The sequence below is a fragment of the Ruminiclostridium herbifermentans genome (genome assembly GCF_005473905.2).
Lineage (GTDB): Bacteria > Bacillota > Clostridia > Acetivibrionales > DSM-1351 > Ruminiclostridium > Ruminiclostridium herbifermentans.
On record NZ_CP061336.1, the window covers coordinates 3,297,237 to 3,312,804 of the forward strand.

General features: G+C 32.0%; 14 protein-coding genes. 1 reads left to right on the forward strand and 13 read right to left on the reverse strand.

Going from position 1 to position 15,568, the window contains the following annotated elements; translation table 11 throughout:
* Positions 1–223: 223 nt before the first annotated feature.
* A complete protein-coding gene (locus tag EHE19_RS13365; RefSeq protein WP_137698351.1) occupies positions 224–1,375 on the reverse strand; it encodes an MFS transporter in 1,152 nt (383 codons plus the stop codon).
* Positions 1,376–1,942: 567 nt separating this feature from the next.
* Between EHE19_RS13365 and EHE19_RS13370 the strand changes: the two genes are divergently transcribed.
* On the forward strand, positions 1,943–2,905 hold the full coding sequence (locus tag EHE19_RS13370; protein WP_137698352.1) for a protease inhibitor I42 family protein: 963 nt from the start codon (positions 1,943–1,945) through the stop codon (positions 2,903–2,905).
* Positions 2,906–3,114: 209 nt separating this feature from the next.
* On the opposite strand, the gene EHE19_RS13375 is transcribed toward EHE19_RS13370, so the two are convergent.
* From EHE19_RS13375 to istA, 12 genes are all read right to left on the reverse strand, one after another.
* The gene (locus EHE19_RS13375) at positions 3,115–4,194 is read right to left on the reverse strand and encodes a GGDEF domain-containing protein (protein ID WP_137698353.1); all 1,080 of its coding nucleotides are present in this window, start codon (positions 4,192–4,194) and stop codon (positions 3,115–3,117) included.
* Positions 4,195–4,549: 355 nt separating this feature from the next.
* Positions 4,550–5,590, reverse strand: coding sequence for an acyltransferase family protein (locus EHE19_RS13380; protein WP_171003610.1), 1,041 nt, complete (start codon positions 5,588–5,590; stop codon positions 4,550–4,552).
* Between the two features lie 523 nt (positions 5,591–6,113).
* A complete protein-coding gene (locus EHE19_RS20160) occupies positions 6,114–6,257 on the reverse strand; it encodes a nicotinamide mononucleotide transporter (RefSeq protein WP_171003611.1) in 144 nt (47 codons plus the stop codon).
* Between the two features lie 241 nt (positions 6,258–6,498).
* A complete protein-coding gene (locus EHE19_RS13390) occupies positions 6,499–6,936 on the reverse strand; it encodes a GNAT family N-acetyltransferase (protein ID WP_137698355.1) in 438 nt (145 codons plus the stop codon).
* A 7-nt stretch (positions 6,937–6,943) separates the two neighbouring features.
* Positions 6,944–7,429: a CDP-alcohol phosphatidyltransferase family protein gene (locus tag EHE19_RS13395; protein ID WP_137698356.1), complete on the reverse strand. Its 486-nt coding sequence runs from the start codon at positions 7,427–7,429 to the stop codon at positions 6,944–6,946.
* Positions 7,430–7,590: 161 nt separating this feature from the next.
* On the reverse strand, positions 7,591–7,977 hold the full coding sequence (locus EHE19_RS13400) for a VOC family protein (RefSeq protein WP_137698357.1): 387 nt from the start codon (positions 7,975–7,977) through the stop codon (positions 7,591–7,593).
* Positions 7,978–8,126: 149 nt separating this feature from the next.
* Positions 8,127–9,131: a hypothetical protein gene (locus tag EHE19_RS13405; protein ID WP_137698358.1), complete on the reverse strand. Its 1,005-nt coding sequence runs from the start codon at positions 9,129–9,131 to the stop codon at positions 8,127–8,129.
* Between the two features lie 108 nt (positions 9,132–9,239).
* Positions 9,240–11,474: a S8 family peptidase gene (locus EHE19_RS13410; protein WP_137698359.1), complete on the reverse strand. Its 2,235-nt coding sequence runs from the start codon at positions 11,472–11,474 to the stop codon at positions 9,240–9,242.
* Positions 11,467–12,534: an ATP-binding protein gene (locus EHE19_RS13415; protein ID WP_137698360.1), complete on the reverse strand. Its 1,068-nt coding sequence runs from the start codon at positions 12,532–12,534 to the stop codon at positions 11,467–11,469. Before EHE19_RS13415 ends, EHE19_RS13410 begins: the two co-directional genes overlap by 8 nt.
* 214 nt (positions 12,535–12,748) lie before the next feature.
* The gene (locus EHE19_RS13420; protein WP_137698365.1) at positions 12,749–13,465 is read right to left on the reverse strand and encodes a M48 family metallopeptidase; all 717 of its coding nucleotides are present in this window, start codon (positions 13,463–13,465) and stop codon (positions 12,749–12,751) included.
* A 58-nt stretch (positions 13,466–13,523) separates the two neighbouring features.
* Positions 13,524–14,276 carry an IS21-like element helper ATPase IstB gene (istB, locus tag EHE19_RS13425; RefSeq protein ID WP_190530271.1) on the reverse strand — a complete coding sequence of 251 codons (753 nt, stop codon included), beginning with the start codon at positions 14,274–14,276 and terminating at the stop codon, positions 13,524–13,526.
* A complete protein-coding gene (gene istA / locus EHE19_RS13430; RefSeq protein ID WP_190530273.1) occupies positions 14,269–15,561 on the reverse strand; it encodes an IS21 family transposase in 1,293 nt (430 codons plus the stop codon). The genes istB and istA overlap by 8 nt, the downstream gene beginning before the upstream one ends.
* Positions 15,562–15,568: the final 7 nt, after the last annotated feature.

Below are 15,568 nucleotides of genomic sequence, written 5' to 3' on the forward strand. Positions count from 1 at the left end.
AGATTTTGGAAGTCATATGTTCTGATTCTCTAACCTTTCCCATGATATAGAATACATTTAAAATAAAAAATTTAGGGGCTGTTTATTTTTTCTTGTTTTGCCCCCCTTACTTGTAACAATCAATTGTCAAACTGAAACATTGATAAACTATTCATTTGATAAGTTGCGTCTATTATAGGTTTGAACACCCATATATTTTTTACTAAAAAGTAGAGTTAATTTATTACTTCACAAGCCTGTTAAGCTTTTCGTTACTGAAAATCATAGCTGCCAGAAATACAAAAACAAACGCAGGATAGAACCAAATATCTATTACACCAAGCAATAATCCCAAAATTGGTGGTATAAAAGTGGTTCCCATATATGCAAATGCCATTTGAAGCCCCATCAATCTGCTAGAATTATTTTTCCCAAAACGCACTGGAGTCTCATGCAGCATTGATGGAAAAATAGGAGCACAGCCAGTTCCTATCAAAATAAATCCAATTAAGCTAATATAGCTGTTATTAAATCCTAACAGCAGCAATGCTCCAAGCCCTATAATAATTTGCCCGACTCTAATCAATGCATTGTTGCTTAATTTTGTAGTTACAAATCCATTAATAAACCTTCCTATTGTAATTCCAAAATAGTATATAGATATCCAGCCAGCTGCTACATCTGCAGATACCCCTTTTGTGTTTACTAGATAGCTGGCTCCCCATAACCCTGTCGTAGTCTCAATTGCACAATAAAAGAAGAAGCTTAGAAGTGAATAGCCTACTCCACGTATCTTGAATACATTTTGCTCACTATTCTGAATTGTATTTTCTTCCCCACTGCTACTTTGAAATCTCTTCCATAGAGGAAGGGAAAGCACTAAAATACCTACTAAACTGATCTGTATAACTGCAACAGTAAAATATCCTTTTTGCCATAAACCATTTTTTGCAATAGAAGCAGACATAATTATTGGCCCTGTTGTAGCACCAATTCCCCAAAAACAGTGAAGCCAACTCATATGCCTTGCAGAATAATGTAAAGCCACAAAATTATTTAATGCAGAATCAACTGAACCCGCACCAAGTCCTAAAGGAATACCCATTATACAAAGCCATATGTAATTTTTATTAAACGCAAAACCAAATAACGCAATAGCCGTCATAAAAACACTTATAGTAACAAGCTTAGCAGTACCTAGCTTATTAAGCAATTTTCCACATAACATACTAGAGACAATAGTTCCTCCTGATATAATCATGGATATTAAACCCGCTCCAGCCATTGGCATAGCTAAATCAATACGCATTGCTGGCCAAGCAGCCCCTAGCATTGAATCTGGTAATCCCAAGCTAATAAAAGCCATATAAATGATAATTAGTAAAAGTGTTGCCATATAGTAATCTTTATCCTTTTAAATCAATTATTTTAGTAAATATTTATAACTTCTAACTTTACATACATATATTTCTTAATTCTCTACTTCAATTAATCCTAACACAAAATCCATTCATGTTCTAGTGTATTCTATACCTTATTATTGCTAACTAGACTTAGTAAATAAAATCTTGGTTGATACATAATAAGAAATATCGATTATAGAATAATTTCATTACTTTATCAGCATTTCATCTAGACTTTTGACTAGTTTTACTATTTTACATTAACTCCATAATATGGTATAATTATGATAATAGGTTCTTTAAATTATCTCGAAAATTAACCTTATACATATATAGTAATTCAAGTATTTCAAATCAATAATAAGCTTTTGGGCAGTAATGACAGCATGTATAAACATGGTTTTTTTTCGAAAAGCAAAACACATATGAGGTTTAGGCCTGTATTTTAAGCTATATATTCTGACGTTTATATTCCTACAAAAACTCCAATTCACTCTAAACCTAATATGGATACTTAAAAACTTTTTCAAGTCTATTTAATTTTTAAAGGAGGAAATAACATGAAAAGAACATTAAAAACTCAAACAAAAGAATTAAAACCAATATCACATTCTATTAAAAAACACATAGCTATATCATTGGCAGTTTTAATGCTTTCACTAATATTCGTTCCAATTGGAAGTGTAAATGCAGAATCATTAACAAATGAAGGTATCTCAGGTTTTACTGAATTTACTACTATATATGGTGACTTAAATAATGATTTAAGAGTTAACGCTTTAGACTATGCACTTATGAAATCGTTACTGTTAGACAATACTGGTAAATATATAAAGACCGCAGATGTAAATGGTGACAATGAGCTTAATGTATTAGATTTATCATTAATGAAGCAATTTCTTCTTGGAAGTATACTAAGATTTCCAGTAGGAAATACATTTGTAGATACAGAAAATGGTAGCATAATTTATGTAGAGCAAAATAAGTCCTTTGAAATAACCTTAGAAGAAAATGGCTCTACAGGTTATCAGTGGTTCTATAGCATTTCTGACATTTCTGCTTTAAATTTAATTTCTGAAGAAAACCTAATATATACCAGCCCTGAATTAGATGGAGCACCTATTCAAAAAATATGGACATTTGAGGCTCTAGAGCCTGGAACATATACACTTACATTTGAATACAAACGTCCTTGGCAACAAGGTATAGCACCTATCGAAATTGTTGAGTGTACAATTATTGTTAGCAGTTCAGATGAAAATGTTATAAATGTTACTACAAATGAACCTTTTAGTATCTCTATGCAAGAAGGTGGTATAGTTGGTTTTACTTCAACCTGCAAAATTTCAGATGAATCTGTGTTATTAGTTTCTGAAGAACTTGATGACTTTAGACCAGAGATTGCAGATTGGCTTTATTCAAGAATATACACTTTTATAGCAACTGAACCTGGACAATATAAAATTGTTTTTACACAAAGACCCTTTGAAACCAAAATTGTTTATACTGTTAATGTTAAATAGCATTAAACGGCTTACACCTCTGCATGAGGCTGTAAGCCGTTTTTAATAAATTACTTATATTTAAAAATGCTGCGATAGCGTCGTATAAAATATATGTTATATTTATTAATATAATCTAAATTCCTGTGATAATAGCCTGTAATCCAATTAAGGCCATCCTATCAGAAGTCCTGTCTTCCCATCGCTTCTATACTAAAAAAACTTATAATTTAATGCATAGTTTCATTTTCTGAAAATTCGTTTTCACTGAATATAACTACTTTATTTCTTCCTTTATTCTTTGCTTTGTAGAGGGCTAAATCAGCGTGATTTACAGATTCTTCCCAACTCCCCCCATTATGTACAGCCACACCTATAGAAACAGTTATGCTTGCTAAATTTTCCACCGATTCTCTTATTCTTTCGGCTACGTATTCTGCTTGCTTCTTATCACATTCATATAGCAATACAAAAAACTCTTCTCCTCCCCAACGTATTACAATATCGCTTTCTCTTACACATGAACACAATATTTCTGATACCTGTCTAAGCAGAACGTCTCCTGCCTCGTGCCCAAATTCATCATTAATTCGCTTGAAATAATCAATATCTATCAAAAGACAGCAGATGTCACTAATACCTTTTGTAGTAATAAAATTTCCATCTAGAGAAGTTATACTTTTCATTTTATTTCTATTATATAAGCCTGTGAGGGGATCACACTCACTTGCTCTTTCTAATTGCTTCTTAACCATATAATGGTCATAATAGACTAAGTTCATTGCATAATTCGCCACAATACAAACAGTAATCAAAGGAAGCAGCAATGCCATAAATCCACCAAAATCCACATAATCAATATAAAAGCTAGATATATATATAAGTAAAGGCAATCCGCAGCAAGCAATTGTACTAGCTAAAAACGGTGTAGAATATGTAACTAAGAAGAATGCCAAAGTCCATTCTATATAGCCTTCCCCAGCATGAGATATATCTGGCAGTATTGTAAGAAGCCACATATTATTGATAACAAGCAAATAAAGTAATCCATATGATAGCCAGAACATAACAAAATAGTTTTTTTGCTTCCTAGATATTAAAAAATAAATCCCAAGAGGAAGAAGAACCCAAAGTCTATTAAACAATGTCTCATATGGAAAGCCTCCGATAATTACTCCATCTGAAATAATGCTAAGTATATCTGCAATAACTCCACAAATTAAAACCCATAGGTTAAATTTAGAATAATACTCGTATTTACTCTGAAGATACTCCTTACGTAAATTACCTTTCAAAGTCAGAAAACTCATTTGCTTTTCCTTTCTCTGATAGCTAAACTCAGTGAGATATTATATATTAGTTATTATATGCAACTATTTATCAAGAAAATATCTATTACTTTTCACATTATATTTTTAAATATTTATTACATGTTATCGTAATCATATTTCACTCAAACAATCCATTTATATGAAATAAATATTAGATTTTTTTAATTATTATGTTATATTATACCAATATAATTCGTATTTTTCTACAATATAATAAAAATGCAGTCAATTTTTATTGACCGCACTCAAGAAACTATCTATTTTTCATTTTAATGTTATCTTATTCGACATACATTCTTTTATTTAAAACATTTAGTTGCTGATATATGCTAATTTATGTATCAATTTTACTTACCTTAGATTGTCTAAGAGAAAATAATTTTGTTGGATTAGCAATTCTTTGAATTATAATGGTGTCTATTTTATTTAAAACAGCTGCAATAACTAATGTTCCCAAGATAACCATTAAGATGTATACTCCTGATGACACTTGGAGTTTCAGAACATTATACACACTCATTACAAAACCATGCAATAAGAAAACTTCATATGAAATTTTCCCTAAATATTTAGTAAAAATATTACCAATTCTAAAATGTATTGTAATTGTAAACAATAATAAAATTAAAGAAATACCCAGTATTATTCTTAAAATATAATCTCCAGCAAAAAGTATATATTTATACTTCAAATATGTAACCCCTAAAATTCCAGACACTGCCGATAGTATTCCTATTTTTACTACATATTGCTTTTTAACCTTTTCTTTAAATGGCTCTATTATATTTGCAAAAATTATTCCATACATAAAGCCTAAGGATTCTGTTTGCCATTTTAAGATAATATTCTCATATCCAAAAAAATCGTTTGCTATTTGGCCTGCTAAACTATAGAAAATAACAAAAGCGCATATCAATATGTCCCTATACTTTTTGTTAATATATTTGTGAGATAAATAAAATATAATATAAAACATAAATATTACAAATACGAAATTTGTTCCATCACGAAAAACTTTGAAACCACATATAGCTTTTAATAAACAAATTATTATATATGGTGTTAATACCGCTAAAACTCGTTTACGAAAAAAATTATTCAAATATCCTTCCTTATGCTTCACACTCCATGTTAATCCATATGCAGAAAACATAAAAAATAAAGTTACACAAATGTATCCAAAGCTTCCTGCAGCATTTTGAATAGCATTTCCGTATATATTGGGGATATGAACAAAAATAACAATTATACAGCACAAGCCTTTTAATACAGTGGTATAATCTTTGCTGAAGAAATGACTGGTATCCTTCGTAAATGCAATTCCATAGACTGCGATAAATACATATACCGCTAAAATCGCTAATGTTATAAGCATACTAACCTCCACCCCATTTGGGCTATAAAATTTAAGAAACATATATAAAACCACAGTATTGGTCAACTACGCAGTGCTTTTCTAAAATAGCTGCATCCTCATTATAAACAGCTCATTATAAACACCTGTATTACTTTTTATTTATATGACTCGATAATGACCATTTAAGTACAGCCAAAATCAATTTGTAACTTTTGATAAAATGCTATTTATAAGCATCTGCCATACTGCCAATAAACTACTGTGGGTTTTTATGCCTGTTCTGATACTTGTTTATAAATCATATTTAAGAGATTTTAGAGTTTGTAATCAGTCTATCATAAAACCGCATTATCTTTCCATTATTTCCCACACAAGTGTATAAACATTACTTAGTGCTAAGTCACTCAAAGATTTCACCTATAATAAAAGACCCTCTTGCATGAAGGTCTTGCTATTAGCCTTATTATCTCATTTACTTATTCATTTTCATAATTTACTTTACTCATTTTTGACCACTTATAAAAGCCATAAAACGCATTAATCAAATATACAGTCCACATTGAACCTGAATCATGTCTCCATCAATAAACCACATGGTAATTGTAATAAAATCAACAACAATCCAAAGGATCCATTGCTCCTTAAATCTTAGCACCATAAGTGTATTTGCAACTATGAAAATCACAAGTGTAGTGCTGTCTAACCAGGTTTGACTGCCACCTAGCAGATAAAATCCTCAAACGCAAAGTTCAGAGGCATAGCCCTGTGCTATTTTCTGTATATGGGCAGTACCTGCATGACCACTTCTCTGATTAAAGCCACACCTTCCTCGAAAATAAGAATAATTTGCTAATGTGAAAAATCATCTATACCCCTTTATTGTAAAGGACACTGTTAATATGAGAGTACAGATTATTATGTAATTTCTAAATTACATTTTTATAAATCATAGGAATGTATTGAATACCATCAACCTCGCGCAAATCACCCTCTTGCGAAAAGCCAAGTTTCCTGTATATGTCTTTTGCATATAACGAGGAATGCACTGTTATTTCTTTAGCACTGCTGTTTTCAATAACAGCAGTCCATAAACTTCTGCCAATGCCTTTATTCTGATATTTACCATCTACGAAGAAAAGAGCAATATGGCTGCCCTCGTTTCTTGTTGCAATAATACCGACAAGAGAATCTTCCTCAAAAGCGCCATAAGCAGAAAGCATATTTAGGTATTCCTCAGAATGAATTGCGTCCCAAAATGCCTGCTTGCCTGATTCCGGATAATTGACCGCCTCGTATTCACAAAATACACTCCACACAAGAGGAAGTGCGTTTTCCAATTCATTTCTGTCTAAAGCTTTGATCATTCTGTTCTTACCTTCCTGTTCTAATGAAATATCCCTCCTGAATTGCCGCAAAGGTAGCTATAACGCAAACAACTGCTGCACTATACCTCAATTCAATAAAATTTAGTGTAAGGGGCAATGCAAATAACATTACGCCGATAACCTTATTCATAATTGAATGAACTGTAACCAGTTTTTTCTGCATCACGAATCCGGATACAATATTTATTGCCTTGATTAATGCTATAATCACAATCCAGATATACATCCATATTTCAACAAATAATACTGGTATCAGCTTAATGAGACAAACTGTCACCAACACAAAATCTGCAATTGTATCGAGTATGGAGCCAAACTCGCTGACGGTATTGGTCTTTCTTGCCACGGTTCCGTCAATCATATCAGAGAGGCCTGCTATTACATATACCACATAAAAAGGAATGGAGAGTGTCGGACAAAACAATAATACGAAGCTGAGAATAATTCTGCTGCCTGTTATAATATTCGCCATACATCCGCTCCTCTCCGTATTATTTGATTCACTCACTCAATTTGCATTATCTTCCGAGGTCACAAATTTTCGCAGCAGATATGTTTCTATTTTACTCATACTGTTATCATAATACAACCTGCCAATGATGATGCACTATTAATTGTTTTTAGTATGATTGCTCACACTGTTATTTCAACACGGTTGCCTTCTGGGTCTGAAACACAGCTTTCATAGTAGCCATCTCCTGTGTATCTCACTGGGCTTAACAATTCATAACCATCAGCTACAATTTGCTGCGTCAACGTCCGTACATTTTCTTCACTTCCCACTGAAAAAGCTATGTGACTCCAACCGTTTACCTTTTCCATATTTTCACGAATTACTAATTCACTATGCGCCATTATTTCCATTCTAGCACCCGATGAAAATGTAATAAAGTAGCTCTGAAAGCCCTTTGAATTTATATATTTTTCATTGCTTTTTCCATCAAAATATTTCATGTAAAATTCTCTAGCTCTTTCAATATCTTTTACGTAAAGTGCTATATGTGATATGTGGGATTTCAATTAGAAGTGCTCCTTTCAAAAATATTTAATCAATATCATCTAATAATGGAAGCTCCTACTAGAGTATACCTATTCTATAATGCCAGAATGGAGTTATATTATTTCTTTATACTGCTCACTAATTTTTTCATTATTAGGTTCCTCAATTTCTAAGTGCCTTGAATAATTTCGTATACAGTTGGTTTAGTATAAGTGTTTACAGGAAACCATCCATTATTTTCTATTTGCAAGTTATTTTTTAAATAAATTATTCCAGAGTTTATTGTTTCTTTTTGAAGGTTATTTGGCGTAATAGAAATATAAATAGTCTCTCCATCACTTAATATCCCATAGTTTCTGATTAAACCTTGATTTGATGCAAAGTGGCATTGTAAATCAGTTTTATTATTTGATATTGAGTATATTCCTATATGCTTATCCTCATCAGATGCAATAAAAACTTCAAAATATATTCTTTTATTAAAAAAAATAGGCTTATCAATATTGTCTACTACTAAATCTATACCTTTGAACTTATTAAGAACATTATATTTATCATTATTATCTACATAATTTTTTATTAGTGATTCAGTATTACTTATTATCCTTTCTGACTTTTTTGTATTAACATTAAGAATAACTAACCCATTACATAAAGAATATATAATCCTATGTTCATCAATCCAATTATACTCATAAAAAGAAATACCCATATCATTTTCTGTATTCTCCATTAAATCATAAATATAAAGCCTTCTTCTATTAGATTTCCACTTGTGATATGAAAGATAAGTACCTTTATCATTCTGACATAGTGATATTGGGGCGTATGTGATACGAGAAAACTTATAAAGCTTAGTAGATTTTCCAGTCTGTAAATCAATATAATTTATTGTATTTCCAGAGTTAAAAAATAACCTCTTTTGAAAAATATCAAACATTAAATCAAAGGCTTGCTTGTCATATATTTTTTGTAACCTTTCATTAGGTAAATCACATAAAAAAATACCTTTGCTTTCACCATCATTGTCATATGCAGTAAAAGCAATATGTGTCCCACATTTATTTATAGTAACAAAATCTACTCCGCTTACTTTGGGTATATCATATAAATACTCCTTCGAAGTAGTAATATTTTTAAATTTTAATTGACAATTTTCGAACCTGTACAGCACAAAAACTCTCCTATCATCTCTATAAATTTTCAGCCATCTATTTTCAAACAATATACATTCCTTAATAATTAACTCTCATATTTTCAGATAATACTGCTTCATAATAACTTACTCAAATTCGATTTCCTCATTAATCTTTTCATAAATATCAATTCTATTTTCGATATCAATCCTATTTACTAACCATCCATTCAGATTACAATTTCGTATGAACTCATCTATACGGTTAATACCATACATTTCCTTTAATGTCACAACTACACCAAAACGTAATCCGACTCCATCTTGTGGTTCCAATCTATTATTAGTTTTAATCTCCATTCCCCAGTTCTTATTGCTATACGATTTTTTGGGGACTCTTTTTTCTTTTATTCCTTCAGAAATATATTTTACATTGTCCCACTTTCGAAATTTTTTTCGTGCCTCTCCTTCAAGAATAAAGTTTTTCTCTCCGCCTAAATCTTCATCCTGGTTTTGTTTATCTGAATTAATCTCATTTAACTTTCCATCATCATTTATTCTACCAAAATGGAGATTTAACTCTGTATTAGTATAATCAACTCCTTGTGCTCTATCGCATACAGGAAAATAGCACATTGTCGCTCTTGCGAAATAAGGATATTTATCATCTTTAAGTGGTATTGGAAAATAATAATTATATGTATTCCATTTTTCACTAATATCTGTTACAAGAAATTTAATTTCATCATCTTTAGATTGAACAATATCTTCAATCCTTATCGGCACAACACCATGACCATAAAGTGCCACTTCTTCAGGGCTAGGAGTTTCATTCCATCCCCTTGCAGCATCAATAATTAAAGCCTTAGCAAGTTCTCTATTTAACCCTAGAATATCTATCAAATAAGATAACTTTCTGGCAATCCATGGTGCAGCAAATGATGTTCCTGCAACATTTGTCGCTCCTAACGGTGCACATACTTGAATATATTGTTCTTCACTCCCACCGTAATAGCTTACATCTGGTTTAGCAAAGAAAGAAAGTGCCAATCCTTTTCTTGAATATCTTGTTGATAAACCACTCTTTGATACAGCATTTACGACCATACTGTTAATAGAATCAGCAGGCGAACCAATTTTCACTACATCTGCATTTGGCTTATTTGTTCCTGCAACAACAAATATTACATCATTTTCATACTGTATTTGATCTAAAATAGCAGCTTCTGCAGAAATAAAATTATCGTTAATTTCTTGATTACTTCCAAGCGAAATATTCCAAACTTTTATATCTTTATTTTCTTGTACTATTCTTCTAATTAATTTTATAATTGTAAATGAAGAAAACTTCGAACCTGCAGCTACTCCAAAGTGCCTCACTCTAAATCGCCCGCAGCCATCATCCAGCCAAGGATTAAGTTTTGGTCCATCTACTATAATTGATGAAACTGCTGTTCCATGGCGATAATCATTTGAAGATACAGGAATACTGTCGTCAATCATTTTATGATACTCAACCCACTCTCCAAAATATACCCTTTTATCAAACAGTGTATCTATAACTCCAATAGTAGGTTCATTGACGGGAGATGGAATAGTTGCCATATTATTTTCATATTTGTCAATAAAATCTTCTGGCAATAAATCTGAAAGATTTTCAGTTGCCATGGCCACAAGGTACGGAGCTTTCTCATATAACAAATTTAGCTGATTTGCATCTAAGTATACAGTTCGATTATCAAGAATCCTAGCTGATAAAATATCTATTCCAATGCTTCTAAACAATGTTTTTGCATCTAGGCCTGTATCATATATAGTAACAATACTTTCCTTTTCATGTTTATCAGCTTGCTCAACATCAAAATCTTCAATGTATGATACATCAGCTATAATCTGCTTAAATAATGATTTACTTAAATTAAATTTTTGAAAGTCAATCGCATCAATAATCTTTCGATTTTCAAATACTTCTTTTGAAATTTCCCCACGAAAATGTAATTCTAAAATATTACTTGCCTTATACAATAAATCTATACTCTGCTTTAAGTCTGAAAAGTCTAGAAAATAAGTTATAATATGCTTTGTCTTATCCTTGTTAAATTTAGCACCAACTATCGCATAATTTGATTTATCTCCTTTGAATATTCCAGAAATTCTATTTGTTTTAGCTACTATTTTATTGTAATAGACACTGATTAATATTCCACTAAAAGGCCTTTTTTCATTTTCCCAAAATGTCTGTAACTGATTAAGTTTTTCAATCAACCGAATAATGTAATCACTTGTAACCACTACTTTACTTTTCATTGCAGCACCTCCACCTGGATTTGTTTTTGGTGCTTGCACAAAACGTTTCCCCTTTAATTCCAAAACATTATTCATTTGGATTGTCCTCCTTGTTTAATTTCCTAGATACACTGCTTTTTGATTCCCCTTTCAACTTTTCTATTTCTCGTACAGAAAAACCCATTTCATGTAACTGAGAAATATTTATTCCATCGATACTCCCAATCATGCTGTTAAACATTCTACGTAAATAGTCATTTTCTGAATTCAAATCACTAAAAGCAAGAGAGGTTTTTATTATATTTTTAAGTTCCCCAGGATAAGGTATTTTCTTTGATAGGGTCAAAATTTTTTTAAACAATCGAGTATCCTTTGAAATTCCTTTAAAATTCTTAACAAATGAAGAAAAATAATATTGTGCAATCTCTATTAAATCTTCCTTAGTATATCGATCAAAATTAATTATTGCATCAAATCTTCTAACTAATGCTTTGTCAAAGTTTGGAAACAAGTTTGTTGTTGCAATGATTACAATCTCTTTATTTAAATCAGTCAATCTATCTAATTCGCGCAAAATGGTCGATGTAACCCTTCCCATTTCTCTTACATCATTAGAATTGATACGATCTAGCGCTATCACATCAATTTCATCAAATAATATAACTACTTTATTAGGTTGTGGAAGCATATTTATTTCATTAAATACTGTAGCAATATTCTTATTTGTTTGTCCTAATTTGCTATCAATTAGATTCTCAAAATCCACACAGAATAATGCTCTATCCAATAAGCGTGCAACCTGTTTAACTGCTTCTGTTTTCCCACTACCTGGTAATCCCTCAAATAAAAACTTATTAATCCCAATATTATGATTAACCGCATTAATAATCCCCTTTATATCTTCTGATATTACAGACGGTAAATATAAAGGTTCAATTACACGTGTATCCAGCTGTTTTAAAAATTCACTTTCGAAATCACTTCCTTGTGGCATATAAAGATTTGATTCAGCTATTAAACTCATAATATATTCAGCTAACTGATCATCCCCAATGCTATCAAAATACCTCGCAATATTTATAGCTTCATTTCTAAAACCATTCTCATTTCTTTCAACATGATATTTTATTAGATTTAAAACATTTTGTTTCTTCACATTAGCCACCTCCAGCTTTCTTTTATAATATAATATGCTGGGACGAAAGTCAATATTTTGGGACAATTAATACAAAATTTAAAAACATCTACTTAAATCATAGCTACTTAGATTTATGCTCGTATAGAACAAAATAAATAAACTAACTAGATAGTATGATTCTTGCTTTGTACGATTGGCTACGCCATCATACTAAAGTCAACTAAACTTTCGATTACAAATCCATCTTTATACCGTTATTTTTAAGCCATTCTTTCCTGCTGCTGTAATCAGGTAGCACAGCAGCAACAATGTCCCAAAACTTCTGTGAATGACCACGCTCTATCAGGTGGGCCATTTCGTGAGCTACTATATAATCCAAAACAGGCGATGGAGCCATGATACTTTTCCAATTGAATAATAGTTCCCCCTTGCTTGTGCAACTTGCCCAACGCTTTTGCTGATCTTTGACCTTTATTTGCGTTGGTTTAACATGGAATTTGCTCTGATAGAACTTCACTCTTTCTCTGATTTTCTCTAGAGCTTTTTGCTTATACCATTGCTCAAGAGCATTGTGTATTTCAGCTTCATCCCAAGAAGCTACCACAACCTGGAATCTTCCGTTAATTAAGCCAACTCGTGGCCGTTCAATCCCTAGCTCGACAGTGACCTGCATGGAGTAATTCCTTCCCAGGTACATGAAAGACTCTCCGTTGACCATTTCTCTCTTAATTGGAATATAAGCCATATCTCGCATAGCAAAAAGCCGCTGGACAATCCAGCTGGCTCTACTTCTGACCTTGTTCAAGATAGCTTCTTCGGATGCACTTTCAGGAGCCACAACATGAACTAAATCTGGAGGCTCAACACTAATCTCCATAGTCCTTCTTCTGGAGGAATATGTCACATCATATGTAATTGTCTTTGTCCCATACTGGAAGGACATTTGCATATATATCTATAAACTGTCAAGGAAAAATGTATAAAAAGTATTAAATAATTATGTACAACTATTCTCCTTGCTTCATATGATCCTTTAATCTGTATGACTTTCCAGATATAGATATTACATGTGCATGGTGCAATACCCTGTCAAGTATTGCATTGGCTACAACTGCGTCATAGAATACACCATCCCATTCGTTGAAATTCATGTTTGTTGTAAGAATGGTACTTTTTCTCTCATATCTCATATCTATAAGCTGAAAAAACATATTAGAATCTTCTTTATCAATGGGTAAGTAGCCAAGTTCATCAATGATAAGTAGTCTGTAATGGCAGAAGTGTCTGAGTCTTACATCAAGTCTGTTTTCCAGTTTTGCTTTCTTTAGTTGCTGCAATAAATCATGACATTTGATAAAATATGTGCTAGTACGTTTCTTTGCTGCAGCTATTCCTATTGATGTTGCCAGATGAGTCTTTCCAACACCACTTGGACCAAGAAATACTATATTCTCATTTCTTTCAAGAAAACCAAGCGTGCAAAGTTCTTGTATTTCTTGCTGATTTACTGACGGCTGAAAATTGAAATCATAATCTTTCAATTCCTTTACAAAAGGAAATGCTGCTGCTTTAATCATAGATCTAGATGCTTTGGCCTCCTTAAAATCAACTTCGTAATTACTAAGTCTCAGTAGTCCTTCTGTAAACGAAAGATTGTTGGATGTCACAAAATTAGATATTTCATCAAGATGAATTACCATTTGCCCAAGACCAAGAATTTCCATGTTCCGGCATAGCTGGTTGTATGTACTGTTATTCATAACTATATACTTCTCCTATAACCTGTAAGTTTTCTTTTGCCCGCTCATTTATATTTTCTTCCTTAAATGCATGCGATTTTCTTGCTATAGCAGTATAGTGTTCTGTAAAATAATTTAGTTTCTTTTTACTAAGGGTATGGATAGTTATTAATTCCATGTTATAATAAACATGTATGTAACCATCATACACTTGTAAAGTAAGAGTTTTTCCAATGTATTCTGGTGGTACAGAATACTGGCATTCATTATGGTTGAACATGCTGGATGAATTTACTTTTACTTTATGTGGAGTTATTTGATAAGGCTTTCTTATGGTATCGGCTGGTAAGCTTCCTAAGAAAGCTTTTTCCTTGTTGAAATACATTAATGGAATACGACCTGTACCTTGATTTACCTGCATGTTTACTCTGTTATTTATTCGTGTGACCAACTCATTAAGTTCCTTGTAATCAAGTTTTCCATTGTAGGCTCTTATCTCATCAAGTAGTTTCATTGGTGCTTCTACTTTGGCTTTTGTTCTTGGTCTTCCTGCAATACAAGGGTGCACCTTAAAACCATAATCATCCGCAAACTGCTTAAATTTTATATTTATTTTCCCTTCTGTATACTCTGTTCTTGGCTCATCCATAACTGTTTTCATATTATCGGTGACAATCTCACTTGGAACACCTCCAAACGTGTTAAACGCATCATCAAGGAATGAAAATAATATATCCTGTGTTTTTGATAGAGATACCCTGTACACTCTAAAACGTGAATATGACAGCAATAATACAAATATGTTTACTTCTATTATTTCACCTGTTGAAAGAGTAAATCGTATAGACTCTTTCCAGTCTAGTTGTGCTTGTTGACCCATTCCTGTTTCATAACGTATGGTTACGTTATTTGCGTTTGAAGGTCTGCTTTTTTTGAAATATGAGTCTAGTTCAGGATATTTTCTTAGATAGTAGCAGAAATTCACATAAGACCCTTCATAAGAATGATTGTCTACTAGGTATTGCCATAAAACTCTTCTGTAATAAAATATCTGCTGGCTGTTATCAGATAGAAGCTCTGCAATAATGTCATAGTAAGCAGTGATACAATTCACGCATTCTCTGGATTTGGCCTTATGAAAGCCATTAATGTATTTATCAACTGTACGCCTATCGACATCAAGTTCCCTTGCGATCTGGCTTTTATTAACTTTCAATGTTGTATCCTCCATAAATGGTTTTAACTTATAAAGATCCTTGACAGTTTGAATATTTAAATCTGTTATGATACTACTTTTGATAATCATTAGGGTA